Consider the following 20,215-nt stretch of genomic DNA (forward strand, 5'->3'; position numbering starts at 1 on the left):
GAAGGCACGTGCGTTTTCAGGTACGCCCAAGCGCTATCCCACTTCGGATAACTGAGCCAAAAGAGGCGAACCATGCGCCTTTAGCAGGCCTTCATCTTTGCTACAACCGGGAAGAGTATGAGGTGTGCGGGGAGAATAGATGGCTTTGAAAACAAGGTCGTAACCTATCGTTCTCGAGCCGGAAAAGAGTACGAAATTAAAGACTCGGACACTCGATTTTTAAAATTCAGAGTCTCCGGTGAGATAGGAGAAATTCTAAAATACGTCCCTTTGAAATCTAATCTTCTTATATATGCCAATACAACCGCCCTTCCTGCGGGAGGGGAGCTAGTAGCATTTGATAGCAGCAGAGGTACGGATTTAGGTCGGCGGCCTGTATTGGGGAGCTGCTATATAAGCAAGCTCCCTGCCAAGGAACCCCCGTCCTCCTCAAGATCAATCCTTCTCGGCAATCGGCGTCTGCCCATCCCAGCCACCGCCCAGTGCGGCGATCAGTTGCACGCTGGCCACCAGGCGGCTCTGCAGCAGGGTCAGCACGGTACGCTCGTTGCTCAGCGCAGTGGCCTGGACAGTCACTACGTCCAAGTAGGCAATCAACCCGGCCTTGTACTGGTTCTGGGTCAAGCGCAGCGATTCTCGGGCGGCCTCAAGCGCTTCGTTGCTGACCACCGCCTCGTCTTCCAGCACCTTGAGCTGCACCATGTAGTTTTCCACTTCACGGAAGCCGTCGAGCACGGTCTGGCGGTACTTGGCCACGGTTTCGTCGTAGGACGCCACAGTGCGGTCGACTTCCGCAGAGCGCTGGCCGCCGTCGAACAGGGTCATGGCGAGTTTCGGCCCTACCGACCAGAAGCGATTCGGCAGGCTGATCCAGTCGGCATAAGTGCTGCTGGAATACCCACCGGCCAGGCTCAGCGTCAGGTCCGGGTAATAGGCGGCCTTGGCCACGCCGATATTGGCGTTGGCGGCGATCACCGAGCGTTCGGCCGAAGCAATGTCCGGGCGACGCTCAAGCAACTGCGACGGCAGGCTGACCGGAATCTGCGGCAGCGCCGGAATGTCCTTGCTCACCGCCAGGTTGAAGTTGGCCGGTGCCTCGCCAATCAATACGGCGATGGCGTTTTCCAGTTGGGCGCGCTGCCAGATCAGGTCGATCAGGCTGGCCTGGGTGGTCTTGAGCTGGGTTTGCGCCTGGGCCACCGCGTCCTTGCCGGAGACGCCGGCACGGTATTGGTTCTCGGTCATTTGCAGGGAGCGCTGGTAGGTCTCCAGGGTCGCTTGCAGCAGGCGTGTCTGCTCGTCCATGACCCGCAGTTGCAGGTAGCTTTGCACCAGTTCCGACTGTTGGCTCAGGCGCATCGCGGCCAAGTCCGCCGAGCTGGCTTCGGCGCTGGCCTCGTTGGCCTCCAGGCCACGGCGCAATTTGCCCCAGATGTCCGCTTCCCAGCTCACGCCCAACTGTGCGTTGAGCGTGTCGCGAATCCCGCTGCTGGAACTGCTGAGGCTGGCGCTGCTGCTGCCGGTGCCCTGGCTGGCACGGGTTTTACCGGCGCTCAGGTCGACGCTCGGGTAAAACGCCCCGCGTGAACTGCGCACCAGCGCCTGGGCCTGGCGAAAGCGCGCTTCGGCCTGGGCCACGGTCTGGTTGGAATTATTCAGGCGCAGCACCAGGTCGTTGAGCTGGCGATCACCATACAGCTCCCACCAGGCGCCACGGGCCAGCGAGTCGCTGGGGGTGGCCTGGCGCCAGCCCTGGGCTTCCTTGAATTGCGCGGGCTCGACGACTTCCGGACGCTTGTAATCCGGACCGACGGCGCAGGCGCTGAGCAGTGCGCCGCAAAGCACCAGACTCGCAACACGGGAACCACGGATCATGGCCAATTTGGCAAAGGTTGAATCGGTCATAGCGCAGTGTCCAGGGCAGCATCGGTACGCACGCCGCGCCAGGCGTTGAAGCGGTGGCGCGCGCGGTCGAGATAGAGGTAGACCACCGGGGTGGTGTAGAGGGTCAGGACCTGACTGAAGATCAGGCCACCGATAATGGTCAGGCCCAAAGGACGACGCATTTCCGCGCCATCGCCAGCGCCGAGCAGCAACGGCAAGGCACCGAGGATGGCCGCCAGGGTGGTCATCAGGATCGGTCGCAAACGCAGCAGGCAAGCACTGCGGATCGACTCCAGCGGCCCCATGCCGTCGTTGCGCTCCAGTTGCAGGGCCAGGTCGATCATCAGGATCGCGTTCTTCTTCACCACGCCGATCAGCAGGAACAGACCCAGCAACGAGATCAGGCTGAACTCGCCGCCCGTCAGGTAGATCGCGAGCATGGCGCCGACACCGGCCGACGGCAGGGTCGAGAGGATCGTCAGCGGATGAATGTAGCTCTCATACAGAATGCCCAGCACCAGGTACACCGCCACCAGAGCGCCGAGGATCATGAACGGCTGGCCCTTCTGCGTGGCGGCAAATGCATCGGCGGTGCCGGCCATCTTGGCGATCACGTCTTCCGGCAGGCCGACCTTGGCAATCGCCCGCTCGATCGCGGCCGTGCCCTGCTCCACCGTAACCCCAGGCGCCATGTCGAAGGCGATGTTTTCCGAGGCGAACTGGCCTTCGTGGCTGACGCGGTCGTTCGCCAGGCTGTTCTCGTAATGGGCAATGGTCGACAACGGCACCCGCGCGCCGCTGGAGGTAATCACCTGCATCTGGTTGAGGGTGATCGGGTCCTGGGCGTATTTGGGGTTGACCTCCATCACCACCTGGTACTGGTTGAGGCTGTCATAGATGGTGGAAATCTGCCGCTGGCTGTAGGCGTTGTTGAGCACTGCCGTGACCATGTCCATGTCGATGCCCAGGCGCTTGGCCTGGTCGCGGTCGACAATCAGCGTGACCTGGGCCGCGCCGCGCCCTTCACGGGCGTCAATGGCCGTCAGTTCCGGCAGCTCACGCAAGGCGGCCACGACTTTCGGGTACCACAGGCGCAGCGCTGCGAGATCACCGCTTTGCAGGATGTAGGAATACTGCGCGCTGGTCTGGTCACGGCTGCCGCCAAATTGCAGGTCCTGGTCGGCCATCAGGAACAGACGCCCGCCCGGTACCAGCGGTACGTCCTTGCGCAGCCGCTCGATCACCGCCTGGGCAGAAATCCTGCGTTCGCTGATGGGCTTGAGGCGCACCAGCATCACCGCATTGTTGGTGCCGTTGTTGCCACCGATAAAGCCGGCCACGCTGAGCACCGCCGGGTCCTTGAGCACCGCCTTGCGGAAGATTTCCATCTTCGGCTGCATGACGCTGAACGACAGGCCGTCATCGCCGCGCACAAAGCCGATCAATTGGCCGGTGTCCTGTTGCGGCATAAAGGTCTTCGGCACCACCACGTAGAGCGCCACGTTCAAACCAATGGTCAGCAACAGGCTGAGCAGGGTCAGGCGGCGGTGGCGCAGCACCCAGTCCAGGCTGGTGGCGTAGCCGGCGACCATGCGGTCGTTGATCTTCTGGCTCCAGCGCTGCAGGCCGGTCATCTGCCCTTTCACGTGGGGCTTGAGCCAACGGGCGCAGAGCATCGGCGTCAACGTCAGCGAGACGATCAGCGACACGATGATCGCCGCCGACAAGGTGATGGAAAACTCGCGGAACAGGTTGGTGACGATCCCGCCCATGAACAGGATGGAGAGGAACACCGCCACCAGCGACACGTTCATCGACAGCAGGGTAAAGCCGACTTCCTCGGCCCCCAGGTAGGCGGCCCTCATCGGTGGCACACCCGCGTCGATGTGCCGGGAAATGTTCTCCAGCACCACGATGGCATCGTCCACCACCAGGCCGGTGGCCAGGATCAGCGCCATCAGCGAAAAGTTGTTCAGCGAGAAACCGTACAGGTACATCACCGCGAAGGTGCCCACCAGTGACACCGGCACCGCCAGGGTTGGAATCAGCGAGGCGCGGAAGTTGCCGAGGAACAGGTACACCACCAGGATCACCAGCCCCACCGCAATCAGCAGGGTCATCTCGGCTTCATGCAGGGTCGCGGTGATCACCGGCGAGCGGTCCATGGCCAGGCTGAGCTTGACGCTGGACGGCAGCACCGCCTGCAACGCCGGCAGTTGTGCCTTGATCTGCCTGACGGTCTCGATGATGTTGGCACCGGACTGGCGGTTGATCACCAGCAGCACCGCCGCATCATTGTTGAAGAAGCCACTGTTGTAGCGGTCTTCCACGCCGTCGCTGATCTTTGCCACGTCCTTCAGGCGCAAGGCAGCGCCGTCCTGGTAGCGAATCAGCAGCGGCTCGTAGTCCTTAGCCTTTTCCAACTGGTCGTTGGCCTGGATCTGCCAGTTGCGCTCACTGTCTTCCAGGGAACCCTTGGGCCGGCGCTGGTTGGCGTTGGCGATGGTGTTGCGCACGTCGTCCAGGGCCACGCCGTACTGGTCGAGGGCCTTGGGTTCCAGCTCGATACGCACCGCCGGCAGGGAGCTGCCGCCGATCTGCACTTCGCCCACGCCCGGCACCTGGGACAGGCTTTGGGAGAGGATGGTCGAGGCCAGGTCGTACAACTGGCCCTTCTGCAACACGTCCGAGGTCAGCGACAGCACCATGATCGGTGCCTGGGACGGGTTGATCTTCTTGTAGGTGGGCATGCTGCGCATGCCGCTGGGCAGCAGGTTACGCGAGGCATTGATGGCTGCCTGCACTTCCCGCGCGGCACCGTTGATATCACGGTCGGAATCGAATGCCAGGATCACCCGGGTGGAGCCCTGGCTCGACGAGCTGCTCATGGTGGTGATGCCGGCAATCGCGCCGAAGGAGCGCTCCAGCGGCGTCGCCACGGTGGACGCCATCACCTCGGGGCTGGCGCCGGGCAAGCTGGCCGAGACCACGATCACCGGAAAATCGATCTGTGGCAGCGGCGACACCGGCAGCAGGTTGAAGCTGACACCGCCCAGCAACATGATCGCCAGGCTCAGCAGCATGGTGGCGACCGGTCGGCGGATGAAAGGTCCGGACAGGTTCATGACTCAACCGGCTCCAGGCTTTGCGGCTCTTTGCGCCAGCGGCGGCCGAGGCGATCGAAGTACAGGTAGATCACTGGCGTGGTGAACAGCGTCAACACCTGGCTCACCAGCAAGCCGCCGACCATCACCAGGCCGAGGGGCTGGCGCAATTCAGCGCCGGAGCCGGTGGCCAGCATCAACGGCACTGCACCGAACAGCGCAGCCAGGGTGGTCATCAGGATCGGCCGGAAACGCAGCAGCGCCGCCTGGTAGATCGCGGTCTGCGGGTCCAGGCCCTGATTGCGTTCGGCGTCGAGGGCGAAGTCGATCATCATGATCGCGTTCTTTTTCACGATACCGATCAGCAGGATGATGCCGATGATCGCGATCATGCCCAGGTCGTTGCCACTGAGCAGCAAGGCCAGCAAGGCCCCTACCGCTGCCGACGGCAAGGTCGACAGAATGGTGATCGGGTGAATGTAGCTCTCGTAGAGCACACCGAGCACGATGTACATGGTGACCACCGCCGCCAGGATCAGCAGCAAGGTGCTCGACAGCGACGCTTCGAAAGCCTGTGCCGCGCCCTGGAACTGGGTCTGCACGCCCACCGGCATGCCGATGTCCTTCTGCGCCTGGTTGATCAGCTCCACGCCTTTGCCCAGCGCAACGCCGGGGGCGAGGTTGAACGACATCATCACCGCCGGGAACTGGCCGATATGCGCAATTGCCAACTGCGCCTGGCGCTGTTCCACATGGGCCAGGCTGGACAAGCGCACCTGACCGCCGTCGGTGGTTTTCACGTGGATCTGGTTCAGCGCGGCCGGGCCCAGGGTTTCTCCCGACTGGGCCTGCAAGACCACGCGGTACTGGCTGGCCTGGGTGTAGATGGTGGAAATCTGCCGCTGGCCGAACGCGTCATACAGGGCATCGGTGATGGTCGACACACTGACGCCCAGGCGCGAGGCCGCATCGCGGTCGATCACCAGGTACACCTGCAGGCCTTTGTCCTGCAGGTCGCTGGCGACGTCGGTGAGTTCCGGCATCTGGCTCAGCGCATGCACCAGCTTGCCGCTCCACAGGGCCAACAGGTCGGCGTCCGGCGAGGACATGCTGAACTGGTACTGGGTGCGGCTGACACGGTCTTCGATGGTCAGGTCCTGCACCGGCTGCATGAACAGGCGGATGCCCACCAGCTTGTCGATCTGCGGTTGCAGGCGGGTAATCACCTGGGCCGCGCTCAAGTCGCGCTGGCCGTGGGGCTTGAGGTTGATCAGCAAACGGCCGCTGTTGAGGGTGGCGTTGTCACCATCCACACCGATATAGGACGACAGGCTTTCCACCGCCGGGTCGGTGAGGATGATTTTCGCCAGTTCCTGCTGGCGCTGGCTCATGGCGGCGAATGAAATCGACTGCGGCGCCTCGGAGATCCCCTGGATCACCCCGGTGTCCTGCACCGGGAAAAAGCCCTTGGGCACCACCAGGTACAGCACCACCGTAAGGCCCAAGGTCGCGATGGCCACCAATAGGGTCAGCGGCTGGTGCTTGAGCACCCATTGCAACTTGCGCCCATAGGCTTCGATCAGCCAGTCGATCCAGGCGCCGCTGGCCTTGTAGAAACGGCTCTGCTCTTCTTCCTTGGGCTCGCGCTTGAGCAAACGCGCGCACATCATCGGCGTGAGCGTCAGGGACACCACCAGGGAAATCAGGATCGCCACCGCCAGGGTGATGGCAAACTCGCGGAACAGCCGCCCGACCACGTCAGCCATGAACAGCAGCGGGATCAATACGGCGATCAGTGACAGGGTCAGGGAAATCAGGGTGAAGCCGATCTGCTTGGCGCCCTTGAGCGCGGCGGCCAGCGGCGTCTCGCCTTCCTCGATATAGCGCGAGATGTTCTCCAGCATCACGATGGCATCGTCCACCACAAACCCCGTGGCGATGGTCAGGGCCATCAGCGTCAGGTTGTTGATGGAGAACCCGGCCAGGTACATCACGCCAAAGGTGCCCACCAGCGACAGCGGCACGGCAATCGACGGAATGATCGTCGCGCTGACCCGGCGCAGGAACAGGAACGTCACCATCACCACCAGGGCGATGGCGATCAGCAATTCGTGCTGCACATCGGTGACCGAGGCGCGGATGGTCTGGGTGCGGTCGGTGAGGACGGTCACGTCGAGGCCGGCCGGCAGGTTGTCGGTGATGCTCGGCAGCAGCGCCTTGATGCGGTCGACCACCTCGATCACGTTGGCACCCGGCTGGCGCTGGATATTAAGGAGCACGGCCTGGTTTTCATTGGCCCAGGCGGCGAGGCGTTCGTTTTCCGCGCCGTCGACGATCTGTGCCACATCTTTAAGGCGCAGAGGCGCGCCATTGTTGTAGGCCAGGATCAGTTCGGCGTATTGCTGCGGCGACACCAACTGGTCGTTGGCATCGAGCATCGACACCCGCGTGGGGCCGTCAAAGTTGCCCTTGGGCTGGTTGACGTTGGACGCGGCGATCAGGGTGCGCACGTCGGACAGGTTCAAGCCGTTGGCCGCCAGGGCTTCGGGATTGACCTTGATGCGCACGGCCTGGCGCTGGCCACCGGCGATGCTGACCATGCCGACGCCGCTGATCTGCGCGATCTTTTGCGCCATGCGCGTATCGACCAGGTCATTGAGCTTGGGCAACAGCATGGTCTTGGACGTAATGGCCAGGGTCAGCACCGGGGTATCCGCCGGGTTGACCTTGTTGTACACCGGCGGCGCCGGCAAATCCTTGGGCAGCAGGTTGGTGGCGGCGTTGATCGCAGCCTGCACCTGTTGCTCGGCGACATCCATATTGACATCGAGGTTGAAACGCAGGGTCAGCACCGACGCACCGCCGGAACTGGTGGACGCCATCTGGGTCAGGCCGGGCATCTGCCCGAATTGGCGCTCAAGCGGCGCGGTGACCGCGCTGGTCATCACATCGGGGCTGGCGCCGGGGTACAGGGTCATCACCCGGATTGTCGGGTAATCCACCTGGGGCAGCGCCGAGACCGGCAACAAGCGGTAGGAAATAATGCCGGCCAAAACAATCGCCAGCATGCTCAGCGTGGTGGCGACCGGGCGAAGGATAAACAGCCGCGACAGGTTCATGAACCGACCTTTTGCGCCTTGCCGGCGGTGGTGCCGGTCTCCCCTTTAGCCGCTGGCTTGCCTTGCAGGTGTTCGGTTGGCGTCGTCGGCACTTCGCTGCTGTCGTTGACCACTTCGATCTCGCTGCCGTCCTTGAGGCGGTCGGTGCCTTCAAGCACCACGCGGTCGCCGGCGACCAGGCCTTCCTTGATCACGGTGTTGTCGCCATCGGTGTCACCCACCACCAGCGGCTGGACCTTGACCTTCTTGTCGCCATCGAGCTTGTAGACAAAGGTGCCGGTGTTGCCGAACTGAATCGCGGCGGACGGCGCCAGCACCACGTTGTGCAAGGTATCGGCAAGCAAATGCACGTTGACGAACTGGTTGGGGAACAGCGCCTGGTCCTTGTTATCGAAACGCGCCTTGAATTTCAGGGTGCCGGTGGTGACGTCGATCTGGTTGTCCAGGCTCTGCAGCACGCCGGTGGCCTGCTGTTTCACGTCGCCACGGTCCCAGGCTTCCACGGGCAGCTTGTTGCCGGCGCGATAACGGGCGAGCACGGTTTCGAGGGTGTTTTCCGGCAGGGTGAAGGCCACGCTGATCGGTTGGGTCTGGGTGATCACGGCCAGGAAGGTGGTGTCGTTGGCCGCCACCAGGTTACCCACGTCGACCTGGCGCAAGCCGACGCGACCGCTGATAGGCGCGCGGATCCTGGTGAACTCGAGGTTGAGCTTGGCGTCGTCCACCGCGCCCTGGTTGGTTTTGACCGTGCCCTGGTATTGCAGGACCAGCGCTTCGGCGGTGTCCAGGGTTTGCTTGGCGATACTGTCCTGGGCATATAGGCCACGATAACGCTCGACATCGACCTGGGCGTTTTTCAGCAGGGCCTGGTTCTGCATCAGCGTGCCCTGGGCCTGGAGCAAGGCGTTCTGGTAGCTGCGCGGGTCGATCTCGGCCAGCAGGTCGCCGGCCTTGACCATCTGCCCTTCTTCAAAAGCGATCTTGACCAGCTCGCCGCCCACCCGACTGCGCACATTGATGGTATTGAGCGCGGTGACCGTGCCCAAGGCCTTGTAGTACACCGGGAACTCCCCCAGCACCGCCGGCGCCACACGCACCGGCACCGGGCCGGTGGACCCGCCGAAGCCCGGGCGCGCCATGCCGGTTTTGCCGGTGTGCCCGGCCGGTGCGTCTTTGTGGGCGGCGCCGCTTGGCCAGAATTTCCAGCACAGGCCGGCGATAACCAGCAGCACGAGCAGGCCGAACAGCCAGCGGCGGGAGTTGCGGGGGGAGGATTGCATGGAGTGATCAACCATTGGGCGCGAGAGCTTCTTCTTCGGGAGGCTGAAAGATAAGCACTGGAGCGCGTTAAGAAAAGCGCCTTTACCGGCTATTTACCTTGGGCTTACAACTTTTAACTTCTGCGGCTTAGTCCGACAGCTATTTCGCTAAGCGCCTGACATGCAAATAAAAACGGCCTGGACTAGGCCAGGCCGCAATCATGTATCGAACGTGTTACTGCAAAACGACAGTAATGCGCCGAAACAGTTACTTCAAAACAGCCAAGGCGGCTTCGTAGTTCGGCTCTTGACCGATTTCCGAAACGAGCTCGCTGTGCAACACAGTGTCGTTTTCGTCCAGTACCACGACAGCGCGTGCGGTCAGGCCTTTGAGGGGGCCATCAGTAATCGCTACGCCGTAATCGACTGCGAAACCAGGGTCACGGAAGTCCGACAGGCTCTTCACGTTTTCCAGGCCTTCGGCGCCGCAGAAACGCGCCTGGGCGAATGGCAGGTCAGTGGAGATGCACAGCACAACGGCGTTGTTCAGCTCGTTGGCCTGGGCGTTGAACTTGCGTACCGAAGTCGCGCAGGTCGGGGTGTCGACGCTTGGGAAGATATTCAGCACTTTGCGCTTGCCGGCAAAGGTAGCCAGGGTTGCATCCGACAGATCGCCGGCGGTCAGGGTGAAGTCTGCAGCTTCAGAGCCGACTTTCGGCAATTCGCCTTCAACCTGGACAGGGTTCCCACGAAGGGTGACTTGAGCCATGAACAGAATCCTTATGCTGGGTTTTGGTTAAACGAATTCGAGAGGCGGAAGTTAACCACAAAGTGCCGTGGCTACCTACCGCCAGACACAAATTGTCATGCCACGCGGTTGTGGTTTAATTGCGCGCTTTGCGCCTGCCCTCCAAGGAAACCGTTGTTGATGAATCAGCCCGCCACCAAAGTCCTGGTCATTGGTTATGTCTGGCCGGAGCCGCGTTCCTCGGCCGCGGGCGGGCACATGATGCAGATCCTCGAAATGTTTCTTACGCAAGGTTGGGACATTACCTTCAGCAGCCCCGCAGCGCTGGGCGAGCACAAGGCCGACCTGCTTGCGCTGGGCATCGCCGAATGCGCGATTGAGCTCAATAACAGCAGTTTCGACGATTTTATCCGCGAACTAGCCCCCGACATCGTGCTGTTCGACCGTTTCATGATGGAAGAGCAGTTTGGCTGGCGCGTGGAGAAATGCTGCCCCGACGCCCTGCGCGTGCTGGAAACCTCCGACCTGCAAAGCCTGCGCGACGCCCGTCACCAGCGTCTCAAGGCGCACCTCAAGGCCCATCCGGGCAGCGACGACTTCACTGCGCTGTTCGCCCCAGCCCTGGAGGAAGAATTCCAACTGATGGCCGACACCGACCTGGCCAAGCGCGAAATCGCCGCGATTTACCGCTGCGACATCAGCCTGATGATCTCCGACGTGGAAATCCGCCTGCTCACCGAACAGTTCAAGGTACCGGCCGCCCTGCTCCACTGGTGCCCGTTGATGATGACGCCGCCAACCGACGCCTTCGTACCGTTCGAGGAGCGTGCGCACTTCCTCAGCATCGGCAACTTCCGCCACGCGCCGAACTGGGACGCCGTGCTGTGGATGAAGAACAGCCTGTGGCCGCTGATTCGCCAGCAACTGCCGGGCGCCCAACTGCATATCTATGGTGCCTACACCCCGCCCAAGGCCACCGCACTGCACAATCCGGCGCAAGGCTTTCACGTGATGAACTGGGCCGAGGATGCCCTGCAAGTGATGACCGCTGCGCGTATCTGCCTGGCGCCCTTGCGCTTTGGCGCGGGCATCAAGGGCAAGTTGGCCGATGCGATGCTGTGCGGCACACCCAACATCACCACGCCGGTGGGTGCCGAGGCCATGGGCGATGAACAGCCCTGGCCTGGCGTGATCGAACCGAGCGCCGCCGCCCTGGCCGCCGCCGCGGTGAGTTTGTACCAGGACCGCGAGCGTTGGACCCAGGCCCAGGAGCACGGCCGCCAGCTGCTGGCGCGCCGCTATGACCAAAACGTGCATGGTCCCGCGTTGGTGGAGAGCCTGGAACGCTGCCGCAGCCATCTCGCCGCCCACCGTCGGGACAACTTCACGGGCAGCATGCTGCGCCACCACGCCCATAAAAGTACGCAGTACATGTCCCAATGGATCGAGGCAAAAAACCGGACCGTGTAAACGCCGGCGCTGGCGAGGTCGTGCGCGAGGGGGCATTATCCCAAGCAGCAACCACAATAAAGCGACGGCAGCATGACCCGAGCAACGCGAATCACCGACCCTTCCTACGAGCTGATGGACGATCACAACGGTCTGTCCATCATCTATCGCCAGCATGGTTTCCCCTGCCCGCTGGTGCGCTGGCATTTCCACAAGGAATACGAACTGCACCTGATCGTCGCCAGCTCGGGCAAGGTGTTTATCGGCGACTACATCGGCAACTTCTATCCGGAAAGCCTGTTCCTCACCGGCCCCAACCTGCCCCACAACTGGATCAGCCAGGTGGAGGAAGACGAAGTGGTGCCCAAGCGCGACATGCTGGTGAACTTCACCGATGAGCTGTTCGAGCAGGGCAGCCACATTTTTACCGAACTGAAAATGCTGGCACCGTTGCTGGAGCGCGCTCAATACGGCATCGAGTTCCGCTGCAAAAAAACCATCGCCCAGGCCATGACCCTGATGCAACGTATCGAAGACGCCCAGGGCATGGCGCGCCTGGGGCACTTCTTTATCTTGCTGGAAGTGCTGAGTAGCTGTGAGGACTACCACCTGCTGTCCGGTGTGACCACGCCGCAACTGGCCGATGAACACAGTATCGACCGCACCAACCGCGCGGTGGACTACATTTTCGCCCACTACGCGCGCGAGTTGCCCCTGGAGGAAGTGGCGGAACACCTGGGGATGAAGCCGACGTACTTTTCCCGGGTGTTCAAGCAGGCGACCGGGCGCACATTTATCGAGTTTGTAAACCGGCTGCGCATCAGCAAGTCCTGCGAGCTGCTGGCCGATGGCGACAAGGCCGTGACGGATGTGTGTTTTGAATCGGGCTTCAACAACATCTCCAATTTCAACCGGCGATTTCAGCAGCTCAAGGGCATGACACCCTCTCACTACCGCCGCCTGGCGGTACAGCGCTTGACCGAGCAGAACCTGGCCTAATGGTGATCGCTCCCACGTAGTGGACACGATCCTCGAGTGCAAAAAAGTATCAGTCCAAGTGTTCCCAAGGATTTGTCACAGCCCCGTTTGAAGGCTGTAATCAACGCACACTCTTCCTGACTGCTCGTAGGAAGACACAACAACAATAACTGTCCTTCTGTAGCCCCTGGGCGCGGAAATGGAGTGCGCGATGAAGTTCACAGCAAAAGCTCTGCTTGCCTGTACCTGTATGACCCTCAGCGCCGTCAGCCTTGGCGCGCAAACCCTGACCATTGCCACCGTCAACAACAGCGACATGATCCGCATGCAGAAGCTCTCGAAAACCTTCGAGGCCGAGCATCCGGAGATCAAGCTGAACTGGGTGGTGCTCGAAGAAAACGTACTGCGCCAGCGCCTGACCACCGACATCGCCACCCAGGGCGGGCAGTTCGATGTGTTGACCATCGGCATGTACGAAGCCGCACTCTGGGGCGCCAAGGGTTGGCTCGAACCGATGAAGGACTTGCCGGCGTCCTACGACCTCGACGACGTATTCCCTTCCGTGCGTGACGGTTTGTCCGTCAAGGGCTCGCTGTACGCCCTGCCGTTCTACGCTGAAAGCTCGATCACCTATTACCGCACCGACCTGTTCAAGAACGCCGGGCTGAGCATGCCCGAGCACCCGACCTGGAGCCAGATCGGCGAATTCGCGGCCAAACTCACCGACAAGAGCAAAGAGCAATACGGCCTGTGCCTGCGTGGCAAAGCCGGTTGGGGTGAAAACATGGCGCTGATCACCACCCTGGCCAACGGCTACGGCGCGCGCTGGTTCGATGAGAAATGGCAGCCGGAATTCAACGGCCCCGAGTGGAAGGACGCGCTGAACTTCTACGTCGACAACATGAAGAAATCCGGCCCGCCGGGTGCTTCCAGCAACGGTTTCAACGAGAACCTGGCGCTGTTCAACAGCGGCAAGTGCGCGATCTGGGTCGACGCGAGCGTCGCCGGCTCGTTCGTCACCGACAAGACCCAAAGCAAAGTGGCTGACCATGTCGGTTTCACCTTTGCCCCGCACGAAAAAACCGACAAAGGCACGTCGTGGCTGTACTCCTGGAGCCTGGCGATCCCGACCAGTTCCAAGGCCAAGGACGCCGCCAAGGTGTTCACCAGTTGGGCCACCTCCAAGGAATATGGCGCATTGGTCGCCAAGACCGACGGCGTAGCCAACGTGCCGCCAGGTACGCGCAAGTCGACCTACAGCGACGAGTACATGAAGGCTGCACCGTTCGCCAAGGTGACCCTGGAATCGCTGAAAGTCGCCGACCCGACCAAACCGACCCTCAAGCCGGTGCCGTATATCGGTATCCAGCTGGTGACCATTCCTGAGTTCCAGGCGATCGGAACCCAGGTCGGCAAGTTCTTCTCCGGCGCGCTGACCGGCCAGCAAACGGTCGATGCTGCACTGACCGCCGCGCAGACCACCACCGAGCGTGAAATGAAGCGGGCGGGTTACCCCAAGTAACCGGGGCCTCACCACAGTTCAGTGTGGGAGGGGGCTTGCCCCCGATAGCAATCTACCAGTTGATGATTTTGTGACTGATACACCGCTATCGGGGGCAAGCCCCCTCCCACACTGACCGCACTCCGATCCTTGCTCCGCACTGGTCTTGATTATCATGAATACACCACCCAAAAACCGCCTGGCCAACCCCGGCTGGTTCCTCGTCACGCCCTCGGTTGCCATGCTGCTGCTGTGGATGATCGTGCCGCTGTGCATGACCCTGTACTTTTCACTGATCCGCTACAACCTGCTCTACCCCGGTGAAAACCAATTCGTCGGGCTGGAGAACTTCACTTACTTCATCACCGACTCGGGTTTCCTGCCCGGCGCCACCAATACGTTGTTGCTGGTGGGCAGCGTGCTGCTGATCAGCGTGGTGTTCGGCGTGTTGATCAGTGCCCTGCTGGAGGCCAGTGAGTTCCTGGGGCGGGGCATCGTCCGGGTGCTGTTGATTTCGCCCTTCTTCATCATGCCCACCGTCGGTGCGCTGATCTGGAAGAACCTGATTTTTCACCCGGTGTCGGGGATTCTCGCCGCCGTGTGGAAGTTCTTCGGCGCCGAGCCGGTGGACTGGCTGGCGCACTACCCGCTGCTGTCGATCATCATCATTGTGTCGTGGCAATGGCTGCCGTTCGCCATCCTGTTGCTGATGACCGCCATGCAGTCCCTCGACCAGGAACAAAAGGAAGCTGCACGCCTGGACGGTGCCGGCGCCATCGCGATTTTCTGGCACCTGACCCTGCCCCACCTGGCCCGCCCGATTGCCGTGGTGGTGATGATCGAAACGATCTTCCTGCTCTCGGTCTTCGCCGAAATCTTCACCACTACCAACGGTGGCCCCGGCTACGCCTCCACCAACCTCGCCTACCTGATCTACAACCAGGCGCTAGTGCAGTTCGACGTGGGCATGGCCTCGGCCGGCGGCTTGATTGCCGTGGTCATCGCCAATATCGCGGCGATCATCCTGGTGCGGATGATCGGCAAAAACCTGACTGACAAGCCTTGAGGGCCGCGCCATGACGCTTCAACAATCCCGCCGCCTGCAAAGCCTGTTGCTCGGCACCCTGGCCTGGGCCATCGCGATCCTGATCTTCTTCCCGATCTTCTGGATGGTGCTGACCAGCTTCAAGACCGAAATCGACGCGTTCGCCACGCCGCCGCAGTTCATCTTCACGCCGACGCTGGAGAACTACCTGCACATTAACGAGCGCAGCAACTACTTCAGCTATGCCTGGAATTCCGTGCTGATTTCATTCAGCGCCACCGCCCTGTGCCTGCTGATTTCGGTGCCGGCCGCCTACTCCATGGCGTTCTACGAAACCAAGCGCACCAAGGGCACGCTGCTGTGGATGCTGTCCACCAAGATGCTGCCACCGGTGGGCGTGCTGATGCCGATCTACCTGCTGGCCAAGAGCTTTGGCCTGCTGGACACGCGCATCGCGCTGATCATCATCTACACCCTGATCAACCTGCCGATCGTGGTCTGGATGGTTTACACCTACTTCAAGGACATCCCCAAGGACATCCTCGAAGCCGCGCGCCTGGACGGCGCCACGCTGTGGCAGGAAATGGTCCGGGTGCTGCTGCCGATCGCCAAGGGCGGCCTGGCTTCCACGGTGTTGCTGTCACTGATCCTGTGCTGGAACGAGGCCTTCTGGTCGTTGAACCTGACCTCGTCCAACGCCGCGCCCTTGACCGCACTGATCGCCTCCTACTCCAGCCCCGAAGGCTTGTTCTGGGCCAAATTGTCAGCCGTCTCGACCCTGGCCTGCGCGCCGATCCTGATCTTTGGCTGGATCAGCCAGAAACAGCTGGTGCGCGGTTTGTCCTTCGGCGCCGTGAAATAACGGTTTCCTATAAAAATTCAAAAGGAGGCCCATCCCATGGCCAACCTGAAAATCAAGAATCTGCAAAAAGGCTTCGAAGGCTTCTCGATCATCAAGGGCATCGACCTGGAAGTGAATGACAAGGAATTCGTCGTGTTCGTCGGCCCGTCGGGCTGCGGTAAATCTACCCTGCTGCGCCTGATTGCCGGCCTCGAAGAGGTGAGCGAAGGCACCATCGAACTGGATGGCCGCGACATCACCGAAGTCACGCCGGCCAAGCGCGACCTGGCCATGGTGTTCCAGACCTACGCCCTGTACCCGCACATGAGCGTGCGCAAGAACATGTCGTTTGCCCTGGACCTGGCCGGCGTCGACAAGAAGCTGGTGGAAAGCAAGGTCAACGAAGCCGCACGTATTCTCGAACTGGGCCCGCTGCTGGAGCGCAAGCCCAAGCAACTCTCCGGTGGCCAGCGCCAGCGCGTGGCGATCGGCCGGGCGATTGTGCGCAACCCGAAGATCTTCCTGTTCGACGAACCGCTGTCCAACCTCGACGCAGCCCTGCGCGTACAGATGCGCCTGGAACTGGCGCGCCTGCACAAAGAGCTGCAAGCGACCATGATCTACGTGACCCACGACCAGGTTGAAGCCATGACCCTGGCCGACAAGGTAGTGGTGCTCAACAGCGGTCGCATCGAGCAGGTCGGCTCGCCGCTGGAGCTGTACCACCAGCCGGCCAACCTGTTTGTGGCGGGTTTTCTCGGCACGCCGAAAATGGGCTTCCTCAAGGGCAAGGTCACCCGCGTCGAAGGCCAGGGCTGTGAGGTGCAGCTGGACGCCGGCACCCTGATCAGCCTGCCGCTGAGCGGCGCCAGCTTGAGCGTGGGCAGCGCGGTGACCCTGGGCATTCGTCCGGAGCACCTGGAAATCGCGTCGCCTGGGCAAACCACCCTGACCGTCACCGCCGACGTCGGCGAGCGCCTGGGCAGCGACACCTTCTGCCACGTCATCACCTCGAACGGCGAGCCGCTGACCATGCGGATTCGCGGCGACATGGCCAGCCAGTATGGCGAAACGCTGCACCTGCACCTGGACCCGGCGCACTGCCATCTGTTCGACACCGACGGTGTTGCCGTGGCCCGTCCACTGCGCGCCGCCGCCTGATTTGCGAGATTTGTGATGAAACTGAATAAACAGAACCTCACCCAGCTGCGGCCGGAAGTCAAACTGCCGGCCTACGCCATTGCGAGTACCTCCCAGGGCATCGCCCATATCGGCGTCGGCGGCTTCCACCGCGCGCACCAGGCGTATTACACCGATGCGCTGATGAATACCGGCGAGGGCCTGGACTGGAGCATCTGCGGCGTTGGCCTGCGCGCCGAGGACCGCAAGGCCCGCGACGACCTGGCCGGCCAGGACTACTTGTTCACCCTGTACGAACTGGGCGACACCGACGACACCGAAGTGCGCGTGATCGGCTCGATCAGCGACATGCTGCTGGCCGAAGACAGCGCCCAGGCATTGATCGATAAACTGGCCAGCCCCGAGATTCGCATCGTCTCGCTGACCATCACCGAAGGCGGCTACTGCATCGACGACAGCAACGGCGAGTTCATGGCCCACCTGCCGCAGATCCAGCATGACCTGGCGCACCCCGGTGCGCCGAAAACCGTGTTTGGCTTTATCTGTGCGGCATTGACCCAGCGCCGCGCGGCCGGCATCCCGGCGTTTACCGTGATGTCCTGCGATAACCTGCCGCACAACGGCGCCGTCACGCGCAAGGCACTGCTGGCCTTCGCCGCCCTGCACAATGCCGAGCTGCATGACTGGATCAAGGCCAATGTGAGCTTCCCGAACGCCATGGTCGACCGCATCACGCCGATGACCAGCACTGCCCACCGCCTGCAACTGCACGATGAACACGGCATCGACGATGCCTGGCCAGTTGTCTGCGAACCCTTTGTGCAATGGGTGCTGGAAGACAAGTTCGTCAACGGCCGCCCGGCATGGGAAAAGGTCGGCGTGCAGTTCACCGACGATGTGACACCCTATGAAGAAATGAAGATCGGCTTGCTCAACGGCAGCCACCTCGCCCTGACCTACCTGGGGTTTCTCAAGGGCTATCGGTTTGTGCACGAGACCATGAACGACCCGCTGTTCGTGGCTTACATGCGCGCCTACATGGACCTCGACGTCACGCCAAACCTCGCGCCGGTACCGGGCATCGACCTGACCGACTATAAGCAGACCCTGGTGGACCGCTTCTCCAACCAGGCGATTGCCGACCAGTTGGAACGGGTGTGTTCGGATGGCTCGTCGAAGTTTCCAAAGTTCACCGTGCCGACCATCAATCGCCTGATTGCCGATGGGCGCGAGACCGAGCGCGCGGCGCTGGTCGTCGCGGCCTGGGCCTTGTATTTGAAGGGCGTGGATGAGAATGGCGTGAGCTACACGATCCCCGATCCGCGCGCGGCGTTCTGCCAGGGGCTGGTGAGCGATGATGCACTGATCAGCCAGCGATTGCTGGCAGTGGAAGAGATTTTCGGTACGGCTATTCCCAACTCGCCTGAGTTTGTGGCAGCGTTCGAGCGTTGCTATGGGAGCTTGCGTGATAACGGCGTCACCGAAACCCTACAGAACCTCCTGAAGAAACCGGCTTAAATGTGGGAGGGGGCTTGCCCCGATGAGGGTGTGTCAGGCAAATATTCTTCACTGACCCACTGCCATCGGGGGCAAGCCCCCTCCCACACTGGACCGGGTTGCCAATCCAAAAAAATAACACCGCTGAGCACACTCTCATGACCCAGCAAAACCTGTTCCTCGGCATCGACTGCGGCACCCAAGGCACCAAGGCCATCGTCCTCGACGCGTCCAGCGGCAAGGTGCTGGGCCTGGGCGCCGCCGCGCACACCCTGATCAGCGGCGCCAATGGCCGGCGCGAGCAGCACACCCAGGAATGGCTGGATGCCTTTACCGAAGCCACCCACCGCGCCTTGCAACAGGCGGGCGTGGACGGCCAGGACATCCTCGGCATCGGCGTGTCCGGCCAGCAGCACGGCCTGGTGTTGCTGGATGACAGCGGCCAGGTGCTGCGCCCGGCCAAGCTGTGGTGCGACACCGAAACCGCACCGGAGAACGAGCGCCTGCTGGCCTACCTGGGCGGCGAGAGCGGTTCGCTGGAACGCCTGGGCGTGGCGATTGCGCCAGGCTACACCGTGTCGAAACTGCTGTGGACCCTTGAGCAGCACCCGGACATCTTCGCGCGCATCGCCCATGTCCTGCTGCCCCACGACTACCTCAACTACTGGCTTACCGGCCGCGCCGTCGCCGAATACGGCGATGCCTCGGGCACCGGCTACTTCAACGTGCGCACTCGCGCCTGGGATGTGGCGCTGCTCAAGCACATCGATCCCAGCGGCCGCCTCGAAGCGGCGTTGCCGGCGTTGATCGAAGCCGATCAAACCGTGGGCAGCATCCTGCCGGCCATCGCCGAACGCCTGGGCATCAACCCCAAGGCCATCGTGTCCAGCGGCGGCGGCGACAACATGATGGGCGCCATCGGCACCGGCAATATCGCCCCCGGCGTGATCACCATGAGCCTGGGCTCGTCCGGCACCGTGTATGCCTTCGCTGACCAACCCAACGTCAGCCCGCAGGCGTCGGTCGCCACGTTCTGCTCGTCCAGCGGCGGCTGGTTGCCGTTGATCTGCACGATGAACCTGACCAACGCCACCGGGGTGATTCGCGAGCTGTTTGAATTGGACCTCAACGCCTTCAACGCGCTGGTCGAGCAAGCCCCGATTGGCGCCGATGGCGTGAGCATGCTGCCGTTCCTCAACGGCGAACGCGTGCCCGCCCTGCCCCACGCCACCGGCAGCCTGCATGGGCTGACCATGACCAACCTGACCCGTGCCAACCTGTGCCGGGCCGTAGTCGAAGGCACCACCTTCGGCCTGCGCTACGGCCTCGACCTGCTGCGCCAGACCGGCCTGCAAAGCCAGAGCATCCGCCTGATCGGCGGCGGCTCGAAAAGCCCGGTGTGGCGGCAGATGGTCGCCGATATCATGAACACCGAAGTGATCTGCACCGAACAAAGCGAAGCCGCCGCCCTGGGCGCGGCGATCCAGGCGGCGTGGAGCCAGTCCGGCGAATCCCTGGCCAGCCTGTGCGACAAATGCGTGAGCGTCGACCCGACCAGCCGTACCCTGCCGGTGGCGGCCAGTGTCAGCGCCTATCAACTGGCTTACGAACGCTATCAACAGCACGTGGCAACCCTTTAAGAGCGAACGA

At 62.1% G+C, this 20,215-nt stretch carries 13 protein-coding genes; 8 read left to right on the top strand and 5 right to left on the bottom strand.

Annotation, left to right across the window (positions count from 1 at the left end; translation table 11 throughout):
- Positions 1-435: 435 nt before the first annotated feature.
- The 5 genes from FBY10_RS18000 to tpx form a co-directional block, all read right to left on the bottom strand.
- Positions 436-1,905 carry an efflux transporter outer membrane subunit gene (locus tag FBY10_RS18000; protein WP_131696558.1) on the bottom strand — a complete coding sequence of 490 codons (1,470 nt, stop codon included), beginning with the start codon at positions 1,903-1,905 and terminating at the stop codon, positions 436-438.
- On the bottom strand, positions 1,902-5,009 hold the full coding sequence (locus FBY10_RS18005; protein WP_145337323.1) for an efflux RND transporter permease subunit: 3,108 nt from the start codon (positions 5,007-5,009) through the stop codon (positions 1,902-1,904). The genes FBY10_RS18000 and FBY10_RS18005 overlap by 4 nt, the downstream gene beginning before the upstream one ends.
- The gene (locus FBY10_RS18010; RefSeq protein WP_145337322.1) at positions 5,006-8,107 is read right to left on the bottom strand and encodes an MdtB/MuxB family multidrug efflux RND transporter permease subunit; all 3,102 of its coding nucleotides are present in this window, start codon (positions 8,105-8,107) and stop codon (positions 5,006-5,008) included. The genes FBY10_RS18005 and FBY10_RS18010 overlap by 4 nt, the downstream gene beginning before the upstream one ends.
- Positions 8,104-9,402 carry an MdtA/MuxA family multidrug efflux RND transporter periplasmic adaptor subunit gene (locus FBY10_RS18015; RefSeq protein ID WP_145337321.1) on the bottom strand — a complete coding sequence of 433 codons (1,299 nt, stop codon included), beginning with the start codon at positions 9,400-9,402 and terminating at the stop codon, positions 8,104-8,106. The genes FBY10_RS18010 and FBY10_RS18015 overlap by 4 nt, the downstream gene beginning before the upstream one ends.
- Positions 9,403-9,634: 232 nt before the next feature.
- Positions 9,635-10,135, bottom strand: coding sequence for a thiol peroxidase (gene tpx, locus FBY10_RS18020; protein WP_145337320.1), 501 nt, complete (start codon positions 10,133-10,135; stop codon positions 9,635-9,637).
- 159 nt (positions 10,136-10,294) lie between these two features.
- Between tpx and FBY10_RS18025 the strand changes: the two genes are divergently transcribed.
- The 8 genes from FBY10_RS18025 (at position 10,295) to xylB (ending at position 20,205) form a co-directional block, all read left to right on the top strand.
- Entirely contained in the window at positions 10,295-11,584 is a 1,290-nt protein-coding gene (locus tag FBY10_RS18025) for a glycosyltransferase (protein ID WP_145337319.1), read from the top strand.
- 72 nt (positions 11,585-11,656) lie between these two features.
- Complete coding sequence (locus FBY10_RS18030) at positions 11,657-12,562, top strand: AraC family transcriptional regulator (RefSeq protein WP_131696564.1); 906 nt, start codon at positions 11,657-11,659, stop codon at positions 12,560-12,562.
- Between the two features lie 190 nt (positions 12,563-12,752).
- Positions 12,753-14,063 (top strand): sugar ABC transporter substrate-binding protein, encoded by a 1,311-nt coding sequence (locus FBY10_RS18035; protein ID WP_145337318.1) that lies wholly within the window; start codon positions 12,753-12,755, stop codon positions 14,061-14,063.
- Between the two features lie 154 nt (positions 14,064-14,217).
- Positions 14,218-15,108, top strand: a complete 891-nt coding sequence (locus FBY10_RS18040) for a carbohydrate ABC transporter permease (protein ID WP_145337317.1) — start codon at positions 14,218-14,220, stop codon at positions 15,106-15,108.
- A 10-nt stretch (positions 15,109-15,118) separates the two neighbouring features.
- Positions 15,119-15,949, top strand: coding sequence for a carbohydrate ABC transporter permease (locus FBY10_RS18045; RefSeq protein ID WP_032886872.1), 831 nt, complete (start codon positions 15,119-15,121; stop codon positions 15,947-15,949).
- Positions 15,950-15,985: 36 nt separating this feature from the next.
- Complete coding sequence (locus FBY10_RS18050; protein ID WP_090405114.1) at positions 15,986-17,089, top strand: ABC transporter ATP-binding protein; 1,104 nt, start codon at positions 15,986-15,988, stop codon at positions 17,087-17,089.
- 15 nt (positions 17,090-17,104) lie between these two features.
- A complete protein-coding gene (locus FBY10_RS18055) occupies positions 17,105-18,586 on the top strand; it encodes a mannitol dehydrogenase family protein (protein WP_145337316.1) in 1,482 nt (493 codons plus the stop codon).
- Between the two features lie 137 nt (positions 18,587-18,723).
- Complete coding sequence (xylB, locus tag FBY10_RS18060; protein ID WP_131696568.1) at positions 18,724-20,205, top strand: xylulokinase; 1,482 nt, start codon at positions 18,724-18,726, stop codon at positions 20,203-20,205.
- Positions 20,206-20,215: the final 10 nt, after the last annotated feature.

This window comes from Pseudomonas sp. SJZ103, assembly GCF_007828335.1.
Lineage (GTDB): Bacteria > Pseudomonadota > Gammaproteobacteria > Pseudomonadales > Pseudomonadaceae > Aquipseudomonas.

Bases quoted from the DNA above. Each gene is read 5' to 3' on its own strand.
- FBY10_RS18000 (WP_131696558.1), bottom strand. From the start codon at position 1,905: ATGACCGATTCAACCTTTGCCAAATTGGCCATGATCCGTGGTTCCCGT.
- FBY10_RS18005 (WP_145337323.1), bottom strand. From the start codon at position 5,009: ATGAACCTGTCCGGACCTTTCATCCGCCGACCGGTCGCCACCATGCTG.
- FBY10_RS18010 (WP_145337322.1), bottom strand. From the start codon at position 8,107: ATGAACCTGTCGCGGCTGTTTATCCTTCGCCCGGTCGCCACCACGCTG.
- FBY10_RS18015 (WP_145337321.1), bottom strand. From the start codon at position 9,402: ATGGTTGATCACTCCATGCAATCCTCCCCCCGCAACTCCCGCCGCTGG.
- tpx (WP_145337320.1), bottom strand. From the start codon at position 10,135: ATGGCTCAAGTCACCCTTCGTGGGAACCCTGTCCAGGTTGAAGGCGAA.
- FBY10_RS18025 (WP_145337319.1), top strand. From the start codon at position 10,295: ATGAATCAGCCCGCCACCAAAGTCCTGGTCATTGGTTATGTCTGGCCG.
- FBY10_RS18030 (WP_131696564.1), top strand. From the start codon at position 11,657: ATGACCCGAGCAACGCGAATCACCGACCCTTCCTACGAGCTGATGGAC.
- FBY10_RS18035 (WP_145337318.1), top strand. From the start codon at position 12,753: ATGAAGTTCACAGCAAAAGCTCTGCTTGCCTGTACCTGTATGACCCTC.
- FBY10_RS18040 (WP_145337317.1), top strand. From the start codon at position 14,218: ATGAATACACCACCCAAAAACCGCCTGGCCAACCCCGGCTGGTTCCTC.
- FBY10_RS18045 (WP_032886872.1), top strand. From the start codon at position 15,119: ATGACGCTTCAACAATCCCGCCGCCTGCAAAGCCTGTTGCTCGGCACC.
- FBY10_RS18050 (WP_090405114.1), top strand. From the start codon at position 15,986: ATGGCCAACCTGAAAATCAAGAATCTGCAAAAAGGCTTCGAAGGCTTC.
- FBY10_RS18055 (WP_145337316.1), top strand. From the start codon at position 17,105: ATGAAACTGAATAAACAGAACCTCACCCAGCTGCGGCCGGAAGTCAAA.
- xylB (WP_131696568.1), top strand. From the start codon at position 18,724: ATGACCCAGCAAAACCTGTTCCTCGGCATCGACTGCGGCACCCAAGGC.